Here is a 15,627-nt window from a genome sequence, read left to right as displayed (position 1 = left end):
TTTATTTTGACGGGCGGCTGAATAAGGTGATGACGCTGTAGGATTTTTAACGTGACACAGAATTCTGAACGCTCTCGTAAAGGATGTTAAAAAGTGTTCACCATGTCCCCGAACACCTGTCTACCATGTCCCCGGACCGTACATCCCTTAAGGGTGAGGGTAACAGGCTAATCCTGGCGTAGTACCTTATGGCCGAACGACACCAGCGCGTCGGTCACTCTGCGCATCATCCGACTTTCCGGTGAGAAGCGGTGCCAGTAGAGCATCCGACGCTGAAACAGTCCCGGTGTTAAATCAATCAGCTCGCCGCTTTCCAGCTCCTTCTCGATCTGAAGGTGTGGAATCATACAGCAGGTCGTGCCCTGACGCGCCAGTTGAACGAAAGCTTCCGATGAGTTCACGATATGGCAGGGGACGCTGCCGGGTGGCAGGTCGAAATTCTGTTGCAGGAAGGCCTGGTGCATATCGTCGAGATGATCGAAGGCCACCGCAGGCGCCTTCAGTAGCGCTGAACGGGTGACGCCGTTGGGAAAATAGCGCTCGGCGAAAGCCTTTGAGCCAACGAACAGATAGTCCAGTGCGCCCAGTTTATCCACCAGGCAGCTCGGCAGCGCCTGGGACTGAATACTGACAGCGCCCACAACCTCACCACGACGTAACCGTTCCTGGGTGCGGGTTTCGTCTTCAACCTGAAGATTCAGACGAATGGGGGAGTCAGAAAGTACCGTCGCCAGCGCGGGCAGCAGCCAGGTCGCCAGACTGTCGGCGTTCACCGCCAGTGAAAGCAGCAGCGGTGTGGAGCCGGATTCATCCCCCAGCCACTCCTCTTCCAGCAGTTCCACCTGGCGCAGCAGCGCCAGCAGCTTTTGCCCCTGTTCGGTCGGGCGTGGAGGAACGGTGCGAACCAGCAGAGGTTGCCCGAACATATTCTCCAGTTGCTTGATGCGCTGAGACACCGCTGACTGGGTGATGCACAGCTTTTGCGCGGCACGTTCGAAGCCCCGCTCGCGGATGACCGCATCCAGCGCCTGTAATGTTCTGTAGTCCGGGCGTTTCATTGTTGTGTCATACTCCTGTTTTTATCGTGCCCTGCACTATGACACAATTTCGGCCTCGATCCAGTATTGGATCGCCGCCGACCTGGCCACTTTTGTGCCGCCATGCACTATAATGCCGGCATCTTTCACGAACAGGCATAACCATCATGACGCAGGATGAACTGAAAAAAGCGGTCGGCTGGGCCGCTCTCCAGTACGTACAGCCGGGAACCATTGTTGGCGTGGGCACCGGCTCTACCGCCGCCCATTTTATCGATGCGCTGGGTACCATGAAGCACCAGATCGAAGGCGCGGTATCAAGTTCGGACGCTTCGACGGAAAAGCTTAAAGGGCTGGGCATTCCGGTTTTTGATCTTAATAGCGTGGATTCGCTGGGGATCTACGTGGATGGCGCGGACGAAATTAATGAGCAGATGCAGATGATCAAAGGTGGCGGTGCGGCGCTGACCCGAGAGAAAATAATTGCTTCCGTGGCGCAGAAATTCATCTGTATTGCAGATAGCTCCAAACAGGTGCCTGTTTTAGGGAACTTCCCGCTACCGGTAGAGGTTATCCCGATGGCGCGCAGCTGCGTGGCGCGTCAGTTGGTGAAGCTGGGAGGGCGCCCGGAGTACCGTCAGGGCGTGGTGACCGACAACGGCAACGTAATTCTTGATGTATATGGCCTGGAGATTCTGGATCCGATTGCGTTAGAAGACGCCATTAACGCCATCCCGGGGGTAGTAACGGTAGGGCTGTTTGCTCGTCGCGGTGCCGATGTGGCATTGATCGGTAGCGCAGACGGTGTAAAAACGATTGTAAAATAAACGCCGGTTTTATCTGAACCGGGGCGGGTGATGCCCCGGTTTTATCGAAATTTTTTATATCCGTCTTTTTAGTGACATATGTCACATATTTTCCCCATCTCCCGCATTTGTTCTGTAACATTTCTATCACACGACGTTTTGTTCTGCTTTTGCATCATCATGACTTTTCTTCAAAAAAGACCACGCAAACGTTCATATTGCCGGGAACGCTATTTTTGATATGTTGACAGAAGGCGGACTTATGTTCGGTCGGTCGTTCAGACACAGCATCTACAACAAGACAGGGTCGGGAAATGGCAAAAGTATCACTGGAGAAAGAAAAGATTAAATTCCTGCTGGTGGAAGGCGTGCATCAGAAAGCGCTGGATAACCTGCGGGCCGCGGGTTACACCAACATTGAATATCACAAAGGCGCGCTGGACAGCGATGCGCTGAAAGCGTCGATCCGCGATGCTCACTTTATTGGAATCCGATCCCGTACTCATCTGACCGAAGAGATCTTTGCCGCAGCTGAGAAGCTGGTGGCGGTAGGCTGTTTCTGCATTGGCACCAACCAGGTGGATCTGGAAGCGGCGGCCCGCCGTGGCGTGCCGGTGTTTAACGCGCCGTTCTCTAATACGCGTTCGGTGGCGGAACTGGTGATTGGTGAGCTGCTGCTGCTTCTGCGCGGCGTGCCGGCGGCGAACGCCAAAGCGCATCGTGGTATCTGGAATAAGCAGGCTGCGGGCTGTTATGAGGCGCGCGGTAAGAAGTTGGGAATTATCGGCTATGGCCATATCGGTACCCAACTGGGCATTCTGGCGGAATCGCTGGGTATGAATGTCTATTTCTATGATATTGAAAATAAACTTCCGCTGGGTAACGCCACTCAGGTACAGCATCTTTCCGATCTGCTGAATATGAGCGATGTGGTGAGTCTGCACGTACCGGAAAACGCCAGCACTAAAGATATGATTGGCGAACATGAACTGGCGCTAATGAAGCCCGGATCGCTGCTGATTAACGCCTCGCGCGGTACTGTAGTGGATATTCCCGCGTTATGTGATGCGCTTTCCCGTAAGCACCTGGCGGGCGCCGCCATCGACGTGTTTCCGACCGAGCCCGCGACCAACAGCGATCCCTTTTCGTCACCGTTGTGCGAGTTCGACAATGTGCTGCTGACGCCGCATATCGGCGGTTCCACTCAGGAAGCACAGGAGAATATTGGCCTGGAAGTGGCCGGTAAGTTGGCTAAATACTCTGACAATGGCTCTACGCTTTCGGCGGTGAACTTCCCGGAAGTTTCCCTGCCGCATCATGGTGCGACCGTGAGCCGTCTGCTGCATATTCATGAAAACCGCCCCGGGGTGCTGACGGCCATTAACCAGATCTTTGCTGCCGAAGGCATTAATATCTCGGCCCAGTACCTGCAAACCACGCCGCATATGGGCTATGTGGTTATCGATATCGATGCGCCGGAAGCAGTGGCGGAAAACGCACTGCAGGCAATGAAGGCGATTCCGGGCACTATCCGCGCGCGTTTGCTCTACTGAACCAGCGCTCCGTGTTACTGGCAAAAAGCCTCCCTGCGGGGGCTTTTTGCTTATCGGGCCGCGCTTTCCGCTTCCGGCTGCGCCGAGGTCGGCACGCCAAACAGCTTATCGAACGCCCAGTTATAGATGAAGGTGTAGCAGGGAATGATGACGATAAGCGCCATATCCAGCACAAAGGCCTGAACCAGGCTAATGCCCATCCACCAGGCGATTAGCGGTATCAGGAACATCACCAGCGTCAGTTGAAAAACCACCGCATGCAAGATACGCCGCTTCACGGTTCGGGTACGCAAAACCTGGCGGCTTTCCCACCACTCAAACAATGTATTCCAGATAAAGTTCCAGCAGACGGCGATGGTGGTAATTATCACCGATAGCGGGCCAGTAGTCGTAGGCGTGGTGCCGGAAAGCAGAGCCAGCCCCAGCGCGGAGATCGCCATACCCAGCACTTCATAGACGGTAACATAGACCAGTTTGCGTTTTACGCCCTGCACATTTTCCTCTCTGTGGGTTTATTGATAATGATGTGGGCGCTAAGATTGCCTCAGCGATACTGACAGAAAAAGTCAGGAGCTATCAGTTTTGCTGACAGGTTGGTCTTATGCATTTTACTCGCGACAATATCGAACTGTTCCTTGCCGTGTTGGATCACGGCTCTTTTTCCGCCGCGGCCCGGGCGTTACGGCGGGTGCCATCAGCCGTCAGCATGGCGGTAGCCAATATGGAGGCGGAGCTGGGCTATGCGCTGTTCGATCGCAGCCGCCGCGAACCGGTGCCGACGGATCGGGCGCTGGCGCTGGCACCGCACGTCAGAGCGGCGCAGGACCAGTTGACCCAACTGCACAATCATGCACTGGCGCTTTCCCGTGGGCTGGAGAGTCGGCTGACTATCGGTATCGTGACCGATGTGAATCCTCAGGCGCTGCTACGCGCCGTAAATCTGCTCTCCCGACGCTATCCGCTACTGGAGGTGGAAATGATTCAGGCACCGCAGGATGATATTTTGCACCTGTTGCAACAGCAGCATATCAGTCTGGCGCTGGCATGGGGAGGGCTGCGGGTTGACAGTCAGTGGCAGTTTCAGTGGGTGGATGATGAGGCGCTGGTGGCGACCCTGGCGGCGGATCATCCATTACTTGCCAAAAAGGCGGCGCCGCGCTGGCTGGAGGATTTAATTCAGGTGCGCCAGATTGTAGTTGCCAGCCGTAGTCGGCCGCTGGCGGACGCCCGGGCGAAGGTCGCCACCTCCTGCTGGTATGCCGACAGTTTTGCGATGGCGCTGGAGATGGTGAGGGCGGGGCTGGGCTGGGGCAACTTTCCCCAAACGCTTATTGCCGAACGACTGGCTCGGGGCGAGCTGGTTCGTTTGCGCTTTGGCAATACCGAAAATGCGCTGCGCCTGCCGGTACATCTGGTATGGAATAAGGCGCAACCGTTGGGACAAGGGGCCAGAGAACTGGTGGCGCTGATGCGGGGTGGGGAATAGCCATTTACCACTGCCACAGGCGGGAGGGCGTTATCACTGCTGGCAGGGGAATATCCCATGGTTCGACCGGCAGGTTTTCTACCTGCTGACAGTCGTGCGCATAGCCTACCGGCGATAAACCATGGCTGCGCCAGTTTTGTAACGTACGATCGTAAAAACCTCCGCCCATGCCCAGACGCTGGCCGCAGGCGTCGAAAGCGACCAGAGGAACCACCAGAACGTCCAGCCTGTCCAGTGGCAATACCTGGCGCACGTCCAGCGGCGGCTCGGCGATTTTCATATGATTGCTCTGTAGTTTGGTATGCGGCGTATAGCGCAGAAACAGCAGATTGCCGGGGCTGAACGGGTGCAGAACTGGCAGGTATACCTCACGATTATCGGCCCACAACGCATCAATGGCCGGGCGGGTATCCAGTTCGCCGTCAAAAGAGAGAAACAGAGCTACGCGTTTGGCCTGACGCACTGGCGTGTAGTTTAGTAGCCGCTGCGTGGCCAGTCTGGCAGCGTACCGTTGCTGGTCGGCGTTCAGGGCACGACGACGCTCACGTACGATTTGACGGATTTGCTGACGAGTCTGGGCAGTCATTATGCATGAGTTATGGTAGCTGAGAAGAGGGGGGAATCTCCGAGATGCCGCCGCAGGCTGTAACCCTTGAACCCGTGGTTCAAGGTGAATGCGTCGTCATATTCTTAAGGCTTCCCGGGCTGACCGGGCATGCTCACCGAACATGGAGCGTCACATTCTTGTGGTATGAAATATCGGCTCAGGGGACTGGCCCGCTTGCAAACATCTCAGAGAAATTTTTTCCTTCAGGGTCACTCTACCATAGTTGACCATGAAGCGTTATTCAAACTTTGCACCCGTTCGCTCGGAATTGCGACCTTGCTCAAGCAACGCCTGCTCGATGGTCTGCTGCAGCGTACGAATTCGCAAATCCATGCTATCGGCATATTCCTGCGTTTTGCCCTTTTCCTGGGCCAGTTCATAGCACACGTTAAGTGCGGCGATGAAAATCAGGTGCTCGGTATTTGTGACTCTAGTGCGATCTTTTAAATCCTGCAACCGCTGATCGAGTTCTTCCGCAGCCCGGTTCAGAGCATCCCGTTGTTCGGGCGGACAATTGACCCGCAGGGAGCGTCCAAAAATCTGGATATCGACTGGTTGTGCAGACATGCCCACCTTCCTGCTGTTTGATTGCCAGCCTTCCACCACCGCCCGGGGCGGCGAAGGGGCGTCACTATAAGCTACACCGCATCGAAGATACAAGCCCTTTTCTGGTATCTCCGGGGTTCATAATGGTAGCATACCATAGAACTCATCCTCCCAACGACGACGAATGCGCATGTCTATACAAAACAACGCTATGCCTGGTTACGACGCGCTCGGCCAGCTGCTCAACCAACAGGGCGTGGGACTGACTCCCGCGGAAATGCACGGTCTGATCAGCGGAATGCTATGCGGCGGCAATAAAGACGCCAGCTGGCGGACGCTGCTGCACGAACTCACCAATGAAGGTCTGGCCTTTAGTAAGGATCTTAGTGATACCCTGGGTCAGATGCACTCCGCCACCGGCGAAACGCTGGAGGATGACGGCTTTAATTTTCAGCTTTTTCTGCCTGACGAAGACGCCAGCGTCTTCGAACGCGCCGATGCGCTGGCAGGGTGGGTCAACCACTTTCTGCTGGGCCTGGGCGTGACCCAGCCGGGTCTTGATAAGGTTAAAGACGAAACCGGCGAGGCGATCGACGATCTACGTAACATTGCTCAACTGGGCTATGACGAGGATGAAGATCAGGAAGAGTTGGAAATGTCGCTGGAGGAGGTGATTGAGTACGTGCGGGTTGCCGCGCTGCTCTGCCACGACACCTTCAACCGCCCGGCTCCTACCGCGCCGGAGGTACAAAAACCGACGCTTCATTAAACTTCAGGAGGTGCTATGACACAGCAAGAGTTTTTGCGTCGCCGTCAGGCGTTGCTGGCACAGATGGCGCCCGGCAGCGCCGCGTTGGTTTTCGCTGCAGCAGAGGCAACCCGCAGCGCTGACAGTGAGTACCCCTATCGCCAGAACAGCGATTTCTGGTATTTCACTGGCTTTAACGAACCGGAAGCGCTGCTGGTATTGATTAAAAGTAACGAAAATCACAATCATAGCGTGCTGTTTAATCGCGTTCGCGACAAGAATGCTGAAATTTGGTTCGGACGGCGCCTGGGTCAGGAAGCGGCGGTGCAAAAGCTGGGCGTCGATCGCGCTTTGCCATGGAGTGAAATCAGCGCCCAACTCTGGCAGTTGCTGAATGGTCTGGATGTGGTCTACCACGCCCAGGGGTTATACGCCTGGGCCGATAAGATTGTGTTCGGCGCGCTGGAAAAGCTGCGTCAGGGCGCGCGTCAGAATCTAAGCGCCCCTGCTACGGTGACCGACTGGCGCCCCTGGGTGCATGAAATGCGCCTGTTTAAATCGCCGGAAGAGATTGCGCTGCTCAAGCGCGCCGGGGAAATTTCGGCGCTGGCTCATACCCGCGCTATGGAAAAATGTCGCGCCGGAATGTTTGAGTACCATCTGGAAGGCGAGATTCACCACGAATTTAATCGTCACGGCGCCCGATATCCCTCATACAATACTATCGTAGGTTCGGGGGAAAACGGCTGCATATTGCACTACACCGAAAACGAAAGCGAACTGCGCGATGGTGCCCTGGTGCTGATTGACGCGGGCTGTGAATATCAGGGCTATGCCGGTGATATTACCCGCACTTTCCCGGTGAGCGGGCGCTTTAGCGCGCCGCAGCGCGCTATCTACGATATTGTGCTGGAATCGCTGGAAACCGCGCTTTCGCTATATCGTCCCGGAACCTCTATTCAGGAAGTCACCAGCGAAGTGGTGAAAATTATGCTTGGCGGTCTCGTCCGACTGGGCATTCTAAAGGGGAGTGTGGAACAGTTGATGGAAGAGAACGCCCATCGGCGTTTCTTTATGCATGGGCTGAGCCACTGGCTGGGTCTGGACGTTCATGACGTTGGTGAATACGGCCCGGACCGTTCCCGGCCTTTGGCTCCCGGTATGGTGTTGACCGTAGAGCCCGGGCTTTATATCGCGCCCGATGCCGACGTGCCAGTGGAATATCGCGGTATCGGTATCCGTATCGAAGACGATATTGTGATAACCGAAACCGGCAATCAGAATCTGACGGACGGCGTGGTTAAGCGGGCTGACGATATTGAAGCCCTGATGGCGGCGGCGCGCGCATGAGTGTGATTATTGTAGGTGGAGGAATGACCGGTGCCACCCTGGCGCTGGCTTTGTCGCACCTGAGCGGCGGCCGACTTCCGGTACATCTGGTTGAGGTGCACGCTCCTGAATCGCAGACCCATCCCGGCTTTGATGCCCGGGCGATTGCGCTGGCTGAAGGTACCTGCCGGTTGCTGGCGCAGATCGGCGTCTGGCCCGCGCTTGCTGGTATTGGTACTGCCATTGAGCAGGTTCAGGTCAGCGATCGCGGCCACGCTGGCGCGGTGATTCTGGAGGCGCGCGACTATCAGACTGAGGCATTGGGTCAGGTGGTGGAACTCCATGACGTCGGGCTGCGCCTGTTTAATCTTCTGCGCGAGGCTCCGGGTGTGACGCTACACTGCCCCGATAGGGTAGCGGGCTGCCATCGCACGCAGCAGGAGGTGACGGTGACGCTGGAAAGCGGGAAAACGCTGACCGGTCAGGTGCTGGTGGCTGCGGATGGTTCGCGTTCGCCGCTGGCTGCCGGTTGCGGCATTCGCTGGAACCAGCAGGATTACGATCAGGTTGCCGTTATTGCTAACGTCACCACTGCTATGGCGCATCAGGGGCGCGCCTGGGAGCGTTTCACCCCTGACGGCCCGCTGGCGATGTTGCCGATGTCGCAAAATCGCTGCTCGCTGGTATGGTGCCACCGTCGTGACCGTCAGGATAAGGTCATGGCCTGGAGCGATGAGCGCTTCTGCAATGAGCTACAGCGGGCTTTCGGCTGGCGTCTGGGACGAATAACTCACGCCGGCGCCCGCAGCAGCTATCCGCTGGCGCTGACCCGGGCCGATCGTAAGGCTACCCATCGTCTGGCACTGGTCGGCAATGCGGCCCAGACGTTGCACCCCATTGCCGGGCAGGGTTTTAACCTGGGCATGCGCGATGTGATGACGCTGGCCGAAATCCTGACTGCGGCATGGCGCCAGGGCGAGGACATTGGTCTGTGGCCGGTGCTGGAGCGTTACCAGTCTCGCCGTCGTCAGGATCGGGCTGCTACCGTCGGCGTGACCGACGGTCTGGTGCAGCTCTTTGCCAATAGCTGGGCGCCGCTGGTGGTGGGGCGCAATCTTGGCCTGATGGCGATGGATTATCTTACGCCGGTGCGCGATGCGCTGGCGCATCGTACCCTGGGTAGGGTGGTTCGTTAAGGAGAGTCATAGTGCAAAGCGTAGATGTGGCAATTGTCGGCGGCGGCATGGTGGGGCTGGCCCTTGCCTGCGGCCTGGAGGGCAGTGGCCTGCGTGTTGCCGTTCTGGAGCAGCAGGTGCCGGAAGCGCTGGATCCCCAGGCGCCACCGGCGCTGCGGGTTTCGGCGATAAACGGCGCCAGCGAGAAATTGCTGACCCACCTCGGCGTATGGCCGACGATTTTGCAGCGCGCCAGCTGCTACCACGGCATGGAAGTGTGGGACAGCGACAGCTTTGGGCGTATCGCCTTTGACGACAGCAGCTTTGGCTTTAGCCACCTGGGCTACATCATCGAGAATGCCGTGATTCATCAGGCGTTATGGGAACAGGCTCAACAGTGCGCCGATATAACGCTAATGGCGCCGGCGCACATGCAGCAGGTCGCCTGGGGAGAAAATGAGGCTTTCCTGACCCTGAAGGATGGCAATATGCTGACCGCCCGACTGGTGGTGGGCGCAGACGGCGCGAACTCCTGGCTGCGTCAGCAGGCCGATATTCCGCTAACCTTTTGGGACTATCGGCATCATGCGCTGGTTGCCACCATCCGTAGCGCGGAACCCCATCAGGCCGTGGCGCGTCAGGTGTTCCATGGCTCCGGCATTCTGGCGTTTTTGCCTCTGAGCGATCCTTGTCAAAGTTCTATTGTCTGGTCGCTGCCGCCGCTCGAAGCCGAGCGGATGCAGCAGGTTGATGAAGCGACCTTTAATCAGGCGCTGTCGGTGGCGTTTGATATGCGTCTTGGCCTGTGTCAGCTTGAAAGCGAGCGTCAGGTCTTTCCGCTGATGGGTCGCTATGCCCGCCAGTTTGCCGGTCATCGTCTGGCGCTGTTGGGCGATGCCGCGCACACCATTCATCCACTGGCGGGGCAGGGGGTAAATCTGGGCTTTATGGACGCAGCGGAATTGATTGCCGAACTGCGCAGGCTGCACGCAGGCGGTAAGGATATTGGTCAGCACCTCTATCTGCGGCGCTACGAGCGCAGCCGTAAGCACAGCGCCGCGCTGATGCTGGCGGGTATGCAGAGCTTCCGGGAGCTGTTTGCAGGTAATAATCCGGCGAAGAAGCTGCTACGCGACCTGGGGCTGAAGCTGGCCGATACGCTGCCCGGTGTGAAGCCTCAGTTGATCCGCCAGGCGATGGGGCTGAATGATTTGCCAGAGTGGCTAAAATAGCCAACTGAAACAGGTTCTGCCACTCTCCTGCTCCCGGCATCCGCCGGGAGCACTGCCTCATTTGAAATATTCTAATTTCATTGCCTGTTTCGCATTAGTTTTTTTTATTCCAGGCATAGTGCGATGTAGTGAAATTGTTTTTATTTTTATCATAAATGTTATCTGATTCTGGTTTTTGACCCGAAAATTGCGCGATTGTGTGCGTTGTTTCGCGTTTTCCCAGTTGGACTCTCTGTCTCCTTCGTACATCCCTGGCGCCATTCGCTAATGTGTCTGCTTATGGTTCAGCCGTCCTTTCGGTGGTAAGTTCAATGCAAAGGTAACGTTTGCGTCCATGTCCGTTGTGGCATCGGCGCCGGGTTTCGCCCGTTGTTTTGGCGGACGAACATTGCCGCCCATCTGAATGGAAAACGAGGAAAAGATGGCTCAACAGACCCCTTTGTTTGAACAGCATAATCTCTGCGGTGCGCGCATGGTGGACTTCCACGGCTGGATGATGCCGCTGCACTACGGTTCCCAGCTCGACGAACACCATGCGGTGCGTACCGATGCCGGGATGTTCGATGTCTCCCATATGACCATTGTCGATCTGCGCGGTAGCCGTACCCGGGAGTTCCTGCGTTATCTGCTGGCGAACGACGTCGCCAAACTGACCAAACCGGGCAAGGCGCTTTATACCGCCATGCTTAATGCCTCTGCCGGCGTTATCGACGATCTCATTGTCTATTTCCTTGCCGATGACTGGTTCCGACTGGTGGTGAATTCCGCCACCCGTGAAAAAGACCTGGCCTGGATCTCCCGCCACGCGACTGACTACGAGGTGGAGATTACCGTACGTGACGATCTGGCGCTGATCGCCGTTCAGGGGCCTGACGCCCAGGCCAAAGCAGCCAGCCTGTTCAACGACCAGCAGCGCGCGGCAGTAGAAGGAATGAAGCCATTTTTTGGCGTCCAGGCCGGTTCCCTGTTTATCGCTACTACCGGTTATACCGGCGAAGCGGGCTATGAGATAGCCCTGCCCAATGAACAGGCGGCGGAGTTCTGGCAGCAGCTGGTGACAGCGGGCGTGAAGCCCTGCGGCCTTGGCGCCAGGGATACGCTGCGTCTTGAAGCCGGTATGAACCTGTATGGCCAGGAGATGGACGAAGGCGTATCGCCGCTGGCGGCGAATATGGGCTGGACTATCGCCTGGGAACCGACGGATCGTGACTTTATCGGCCGCGAGGTGCTGGAGGCGCAGCGCGAGCAGGGCACCGAACAGCTGGTTGGTCTGGTGATGACCGATAAGGGCGTACTGCGTAATGACCTACCGGTACGCTTTACCGATGCCGAAGGCAATTTGCGGGAAGGGAAGATCACCAGCGGCTCTTTTTCGCCGACCCTGGGCTACAGCATTGCGCTGGCGCGAGTGCCGGCGGGCATTGGCGACACCGCCATCGTGCAGATCCGCAATCGCGAGATGCCGGTAAAAGTCACTAAACCTGTTTTTGTGCGCGCGGGTAAACCAGTCGCGTAACCGATGTGATATCGCTTTAGCAAATTAGGGCCGGCCTCACGCCATATTGAAGGCCGCCCGCAGTGGATACCGAACAATTCAGGAGAACAAAAATGAGCAATGTGCCGAACGAACTGAAATACAGCAAAGAGCACGAATGGCTGCGTAAGGAAGCCGATGGCACTTACACCGTCGGCATTACCGAGCATGCCCAGGAACTGTTGGGCGATATGGTGTTCATCGACCTGCCGGAACAGGGCGCCACGGTTAGCGCGGGAGACGACTGCGCGGTCGCGGAATCCGTTAAGGCGGCGTCGGATATCTATGCGCCGGTGAGCGGTGAAATTGTCGCGGTAAATGATGAACTGAGCGACTCCCCGGAACTGGTGAACAGTGAACCTTATGAAGGCGGCTGGATTTTTAAAATTAAAGCCAGCGATGAAGCAGAAGTCGCTGCGTTGCTTGACGCCGAAGCCTATACCGCCCTGTTGGACGAATAATTTGCTCGTCATACTTCAGGCTGCAGGCACGTTGGCGGCGTGCTCTCACCCCGGGAACATAGTCATCTATGTTCCCGGGGATGTGCTCACTTGTCGCCTGTCCGCATCCTGAATTAGTGAGAGCAAACGTGGGGCCGGACATCTCCTGGCCCCTGTTATTTTTGCCCTTTGCGACCCGGAAGCACAGCTCATGACTCAGATTCTAAGCCAACTGGAAAACAGTGAAGCCTTTATCGACAGGCATATTGGCCCTTCCTCCGAACAGCGTAAGCAGATGCTGGATGTGGTGGGAGCCGACTCTCTGGACGCGCTGATTGCGCAGATAGTGCCAGCGGATATTCAGCTGGCCGAACCGCCCGATACCTCCGGGGCGGCAACTGAATACCAGGCGCTGGCGGAGCTGAAAGCCATCGCCTGCCGTAATAAATGTTTTAAATCCTGGATTGGCATGGGCTATGCCGCCGTGCATACGCCGCCGGTGATTCTACGCAATATGCTGGAAAATCCGGGCTGGTATACCGCTTATACGCCGTATCAGCCGGAAGTCTCTCAGGGCCGCCTGGAGGCGCTGCTGAATTTCCAGCAGTTAACGCTGGATCTTACCGGGCTGGATATCGCCTCGGCTTCTCTGCTGGATGAAGCGACCGCTGCCGCTGAAGCTATGGCAATGGCGAAGCGCGCCAGCAAGCTAAAGGGCGCTAACCGTTTCTTTGTGGCGGCGGACGTGCATCCCCAGACTCTGGATGTGGTTCGTACCCGTGCCGAAACCTTCGGTTTTGAGGTGATCGTCGACGAGGCCCGGCGCGCGGCTGAACACCAGGATCTGTTTGGCGTGCTGCTCCAGCAGGTAGGCACCACCGGTGAAGTTCACGACTATGGCGATCTTATCGCCGAACTGAAGAGCCGCAAGATTATCGTTAGCGTCGCCGCCGATCTGATGGCGCTGGTACTGCTGACCGCCCCCGGTAAACAGGGCGCGGATATTGCCTTTGGTTCCGCCCAGCGCTTTGGGGTGCCGATGGGCTACGGTGGCCCGCATGCGGCCTTCTTCGCCGCCCGCGATGAATTCAAACGTTCCATGCCAGGACGTATTATCGGCGTATCCCGCGATGCATCCGGCCAGACCGCGTTACGTATGGCGATGCAGACCCGCGAGCAGCATATCCGCCGTGAGAAAGCGAACTCCAACATTTGCACCTCGCAGGTGCTGCTGGCCAATATCGCCGGTTTCTACGCCGTGTGGCACGGCCCACAGGGGCTGAAGCGCATCGCGAACCGAATCCACCGCTTCACCGATATTCTGGCCGCCGGGTTGAAGGCGAAAGGATTAACGCTGCGTCACGAAAGCTGGTTCGATACCCTGTGCGTTGAAGTGGCAGATAAGGCGGGCGTTCTGGCCCGGGCGGAGCAGCGCGAAATCAACCTGCGCAGCGATATTCCGGGCGCGGTAGGCATTACTCTGGATGAAACTACCACCCGTCAGGACGTGCTCGATCTGTTCAGCGTGCTGACCGGTGACGATCATGGGCTTGAGATTGACGCGCTGGATAAAGAGGTGGCGCTCGACAGTCGCTCCGTGCCGCAGGCTATGCTGCGCGATGACGAAATCCTGATCCATCCCAACTTTAATCGCTACCACAGCGAAACCGAGATGATGCGCTACATGCACAGCCTGGAGCGTAAGGATCTGGCCCTTAACCAGGCGATGATCCCGCTGGGCTCCTGCACCATGAAGCTGAACGCTGCGGCGGAGATGATCCCGATCACCTGGCCGGAATTCGCCAGCCTGCATCCTTTTTGTCCGCCGGAACAGGCGGAAGGCTATCAGCTGATGATCGGCCAGCTTTCCGAGTGGCTGGTGAAGCTGACCGGTTACGATGCGCTTTGCATGCAGCCGAACTCCGGCGCCCAGGGGGAATATGCTGGTCTGCTGGCGATTCGTCGCTATCACGCCAGCCGCAACGAAAGCGGGCGCGATATCTGCCTGATTCCGAGTTCCGCCCACGGCACCAACCCAGCCTCTGCGCAAATGGCGGGTATGCAGGTGGTGGTGGTGGCCTGTGATAAGCAGGGTAATATCGATCTGGCGGATCTGCGGACGAAGGCGGAACAGGCGGGGGAGAAACTCTCCTGCATCATGGTGACTTATCCTTCCACCCACGGAGTGTATGAAGAGACGATTCGCGAAGTGTGTGAGGTCGTGCATCAGTTTGGCGGCCAGGTCTATCTGGATGGTGCCAACATGAACGCTCAGGTAGGGATCACCAGTCCGGGACACATTGGCGCCGACGTATCGCACCTGAACCTGCACAAAACTTTCTGCATTCCGCATGGCGGTGGTGGCCCAGGAATGGGGCCCATCGGCGTGAAAGCGCATCTGGCACCGTTCGTGCCAGGCCACAGCGTGGTGCAGATCGAAGGAACGCTGACCACTCAGGGGGCCGTGTCGGCAGCGCCATTCGGCAGCGCATCGATTCTGCCTATCAGCTGGATGTATATCCGGATGATGGGTGCCCAGGGCCTGAAGATGGCGAGCCAGGTGGCGATTCTGAACGCCAACTACATCGCCAGCCGCCTGAAGTCGGCCTATCCGGTACTCTATACCGGGCGCGATGGTCGGGTTGCCCACGAATGTATCCTGGATATTCGTCCGCTGAAAGAGCAGACCGGTATCAGTGAGATGGATATTGCCAAGCGTCTTATCGATTACGGTTTCCATGCGCCGACCATGTCCTTCCCGGTGGCGGGCACGCTGATGGTGGAGCCGACAGAATCGGAAAGTAAAATGGAGCTGGATCGCTTTATCGAGGCTATGCTGACCATTCGTCGCGAAATCGACCGGGTGGCGGACGGCGAGTGGCCGCTGGAGGATAACCCGCTGGTCAACGCGCCGCATGTCCAGCAGGAGCTGGTGAGCGAGTGGAACCACCCTTACAGCCGGGAGCTGGCGGTATTCCCGGCCGGGCAGCAGAATAAATACTGGCCGACGGTGAAACGCCTGGATGACGTTTACGGCGACCGCAATCTGTTCTGTTCCTGTGTACCCATCAGCGAATATCAGTAATCTAAAGTTCCCTCTCCCCTCGGGGAGAGGGCCAGGGTGAGGGGGAAAT

General features: G+C 57.3%; 14 protein-coding genes and 1 other RNA gene. 10 read left to right on the top strand and 5 right to left on the bottom strand.

The genetic code is table 11. The features are described 5' to 3' along the window. Window positions 1–167: 167 nt before the first annotated feature. Complete coding sequence (gene argP, locus V3W49_RS19395) at window positions 168–1,058, bottom strand: DNA-binding transcriptional regulator ArgP (RefSeq protein WP_500147668.1); 891 nt, start codon at window positions 1,056–1,058, stop codon at window positions 168–170. Between the two features lie 146 nt (window positions 1,059–1,204). On the opposite strand from argP, the gene rpiA reads away from it, so the two are divergent. Then, window positions 1,205–1,864 carry a ribose-5-phosphate isomerase RpiA gene (gene rpiA, locus V3W49_RS19390; protein WP_500147667.1) on the top strand — a complete coding sequence of 220 codons (660 nt, stop codon included), beginning with the start codon at window positions 1,205–1,207 and terminating at the stop codon, window positions 1,862–1,864. Window positions 1,865–2,157: 293 nt separating this feature from the next. Continuing rightward, entirely contained in the window at window positions 2,158–3,396 is a 1,239-nt protein-coding gene (serA, locus tag V3W49_RS19385; protein ID WP_500147666.1) for a phosphoglycerate dehydrogenase, read from the top strand. 50 nt (window positions 3,397–3,446) lie between these two features. Here the strand turns inward: serA and V3W49_RS19380 are convergent, their stop codons facing one another. Continuing rightward, window positions 3,447–3,890 (bottom strand): PACE efflux transporter, encoded by a 444-nt coding sequence (locus V3W49_RS19380; protein WP_500147665.1) that lies wholly within the window; start codon window positions 3,888–3,890, stop codon window positions 3,447–3,449. Between the two features lie 107 nt (window positions 3,891–3,997). On the opposite strand from V3W49_RS19380, the gene V3W49_RS19375 reads away from it, so the two are divergent. Further along, complete coding sequence (locus V3W49_RS19375; RefSeq protein ID WP_500147664.1) at window positions 3,998–4,882, top strand: LysR family transcriptional regulator; 885 nt, start codon at window positions 3,998–4,000, stop codon at window positions 4,880–4,882. A gap of 4 nt (window positions 4,883–4,886) precedes the next feature. Here the strand turns inward: V3W49_RS19375 and V3W49_RS19370 are convergent, their stop codons facing one another. The 3 genes from V3W49_RS19370 to zapA form a co-directional block, all read right to left on the bottom strand. Next, window positions 4,887–5,468, bottom strand: coding sequence for a 5-formyltetrahydrofolate cyclo-ligase (locus tag V3W49_RS19370; RefSeq protein ID WP_500147663.1), 582 nt, complete (start codon window positions 5,466–5,468; stop codon window positions 4,887–4,889). A 32-nt stretch (window positions 5,469–5,500) separates the two neighbouring features. Next, a non-coding RNA gene (ssrS, locus tag V3W49_RS19365) (6S RNA) lies at window positions 5,501–5,684 on the bottom strand. 42 nt (window positions 5,685–5,726) lie between these two features. Beyond that, complete coding sequence (zapA, locus tag V3W49_RS19360; RefSeq protein WP_500147662.1) at window positions 5,727–6,056, bottom strand: cell division protein ZapA; 330 nt, start codon at window positions 6,054–6,056, stop codon at window positions 5,727–5,729. Between the two features lie 169 nt (window positions 6,057–6,225). On the opposite strand from zapA, the gene V3W49_RS19355 reads away from it, so the two are divergent. The 7 genes from V3W49_RS19355 (at window position 6,226) to gcvP (ending at window position 15,578) form a co-directional block, all read left to right on the top strand. Beyond that, complete coding sequence (locus V3W49_RS19355; RefSeq protein ID WP_500147661.1) at window positions 6,226–6,804, top strand: YecA/YgfB family protein; 579 nt, start codon at window positions 6,226–6,228, stop codon at window positions 6,802–6,804. 15 nt (window positions 6,805–6,819) lie between these two features. Further along, a complete protein-coding gene (gene pepP, locus V3W49_RS19350; RefSeq protein WP_500147660.1) occupies window positions 6,820–8,133 on the top strand; it encodes a Xaa-Pro aminopeptidase in 1,314 nt (437 codons plus the stop codon). Beyond that, entirely contained in the window at window positions 8,130–9,308 is a 1,179-nt protein-coding gene (gene ubiH, locus V3W49_RS19345; protein WP_500147659.1) for a 2-octaprenyl-6-methoxyphenyl hydroxylase, read from the top strand. The genes pepP and ubiH overlap by 4 nt, the downstream gene beginning before the upstream one ends. 11 nt (window positions 9,309–9,319) lie before the next feature. Further along, window positions 9,320–10,519, top strand: a complete 1,200-nt coding sequence (gene ubiI, locus V3W49_RS19340) for an FAD-dependent 2-octaprenylphenol hydroxylase (protein ID WP_500147658.1) — start codon at window positions 9,320–9,322, stop codon at window positions 10,517–10,519. A gap of 421 nt (window positions 10,520–10,940) precedes the next feature. After that, window positions 10,941–12,035, top strand: a complete 1,095-nt coding sequence (gcvT, locus tag V3W49_RS19335; RefSeq protein WP_500147657.1) for a glycine cleavage system aminomethyltransferase GcvT — start codon at window positions 10,941–10,943, stop codon at window positions 12,033–12,035. A 92-nt stretch (window positions 12,036–12,127) separates the two neighbouring features. After that, complete coding sequence (gene gcvH, locus V3W49_RS19330) at window positions 12,128–12,514, top strand: glycine cleavage system protein GcvH (protein WP_500147656.1); 387 nt, start codon at window positions 12,128–12,130, stop codon at window positions 12,512–12,514. 190 nt (window positions 12,515–12,704) lie between these two features. Continuing rightward, window positions 12,705–15,578 (top strand): aminomethyl-transferring glycine dehydrogenase, encoded by a 2,874-nt coding sequence (gene gcvP, locus V3W49_RS19325; RefSeq protein ID WP_500147655.1) that lies wholly within the window; start codon window positions 12,705–12,707, stop codon window positions 15,576–15,578. Window positions 15,579–15,627: the final 49 nt, after the last annotated feature.

Origin of the sequence: Rosenbergiella sp. YN46 (assembly GCF_036620675.1) — a bacterium.
Classification (GTDB): domain Bacteria; phylum Pseudomonadota; class Gammaproteobacteria; order Enterobacterales; family Enterobacteriaceae; genus Jejubacter.
Note: the sequence above shows the minus strand (reverse complement) of the source record. Positions and strands in the feature narration are given on the sequence as shown.

Bases quoted from the DNA above. Each gene is read 5' to 3' on its own strand.
- V3W49_RS19355 (WP_500147661.1), top strand. From the start codon at position 6,226: ATGTCTATACAAAACAACGCTATGCCTGGTTACGACGCGCTCGGCCAG.
- gcvT (WP_500147657.1), top strand. From the start codon at position 10,941: ATGGCTCAACAGACCCCTTTGTTTGAACAGCATAATCTCTGCGGTGCG.
- argP (WP_500147668.1), bottom strand. From the start codon at position 1,058: ATGAAACGCCCGGACTACAGAACATTACAGGCGCTGGATGCGGTCATC.
- gcvP (WP_500147655.1), top strand. From the start codon at position 12,705: ATGACTCAGATTCTAAGCCAACTGGAAAACAGTGAAGCCTTTATCGAC.
- zapA (WP_500147662.1), bottom strand. From the start codon at position 6,056: ATGTCTGCACAACCAGTCGATATCCAGATTTTTGGACGCTCCCTGCGG.
- pepP (WP_500147660.1), top strand. From the start codon at position 6,820: ATGACACAGCAAGAGTTTTTGCGTCGCCGTCAGGCGTTGCTGGCACAG.
- gcvH (WP_500147656.1), top strand. From the start codon at position 12,128: ATGAGCAATGTGCCGAACGAACTGAAATACAGCAAAGAGCACGAATGG.
- serA (WP_500147666.1), top strand. From the start codon at position 2,158: ATGGCAAAAGTATCACTGGAGAAAGAAAAGATTAAATTCCTGCTGGTG.
- V3W49_RS19370 (WP_500147663.1), bottom strand. From the start codon at position 5,468: ATGACTGCCCAGACTCGTCAGCAAATCCGTCAAATCGTACGTGAGCGT.
- rpiA (WP_500147667.1), top strand. From the start codon at position 1,205: ATGACGCAGGATGAACTGAAAAAAGCGGTCGGCTGGGCCGCTCTCCAG.
- V3W49_RS19375 (WP_500147664.1), top strand. From the start codon at position 3,998: ATGCATTTTACTCGCGACAATATCGAACTGTTCCTTGCCGTGTTGGAT.
- ubiH (WP_500147659.1), top strand. From the start codon at position 8,130: ATGAGTGTGATTATTGTAGGTGGAGGAATGACCGGTGCCACCCTGGCG.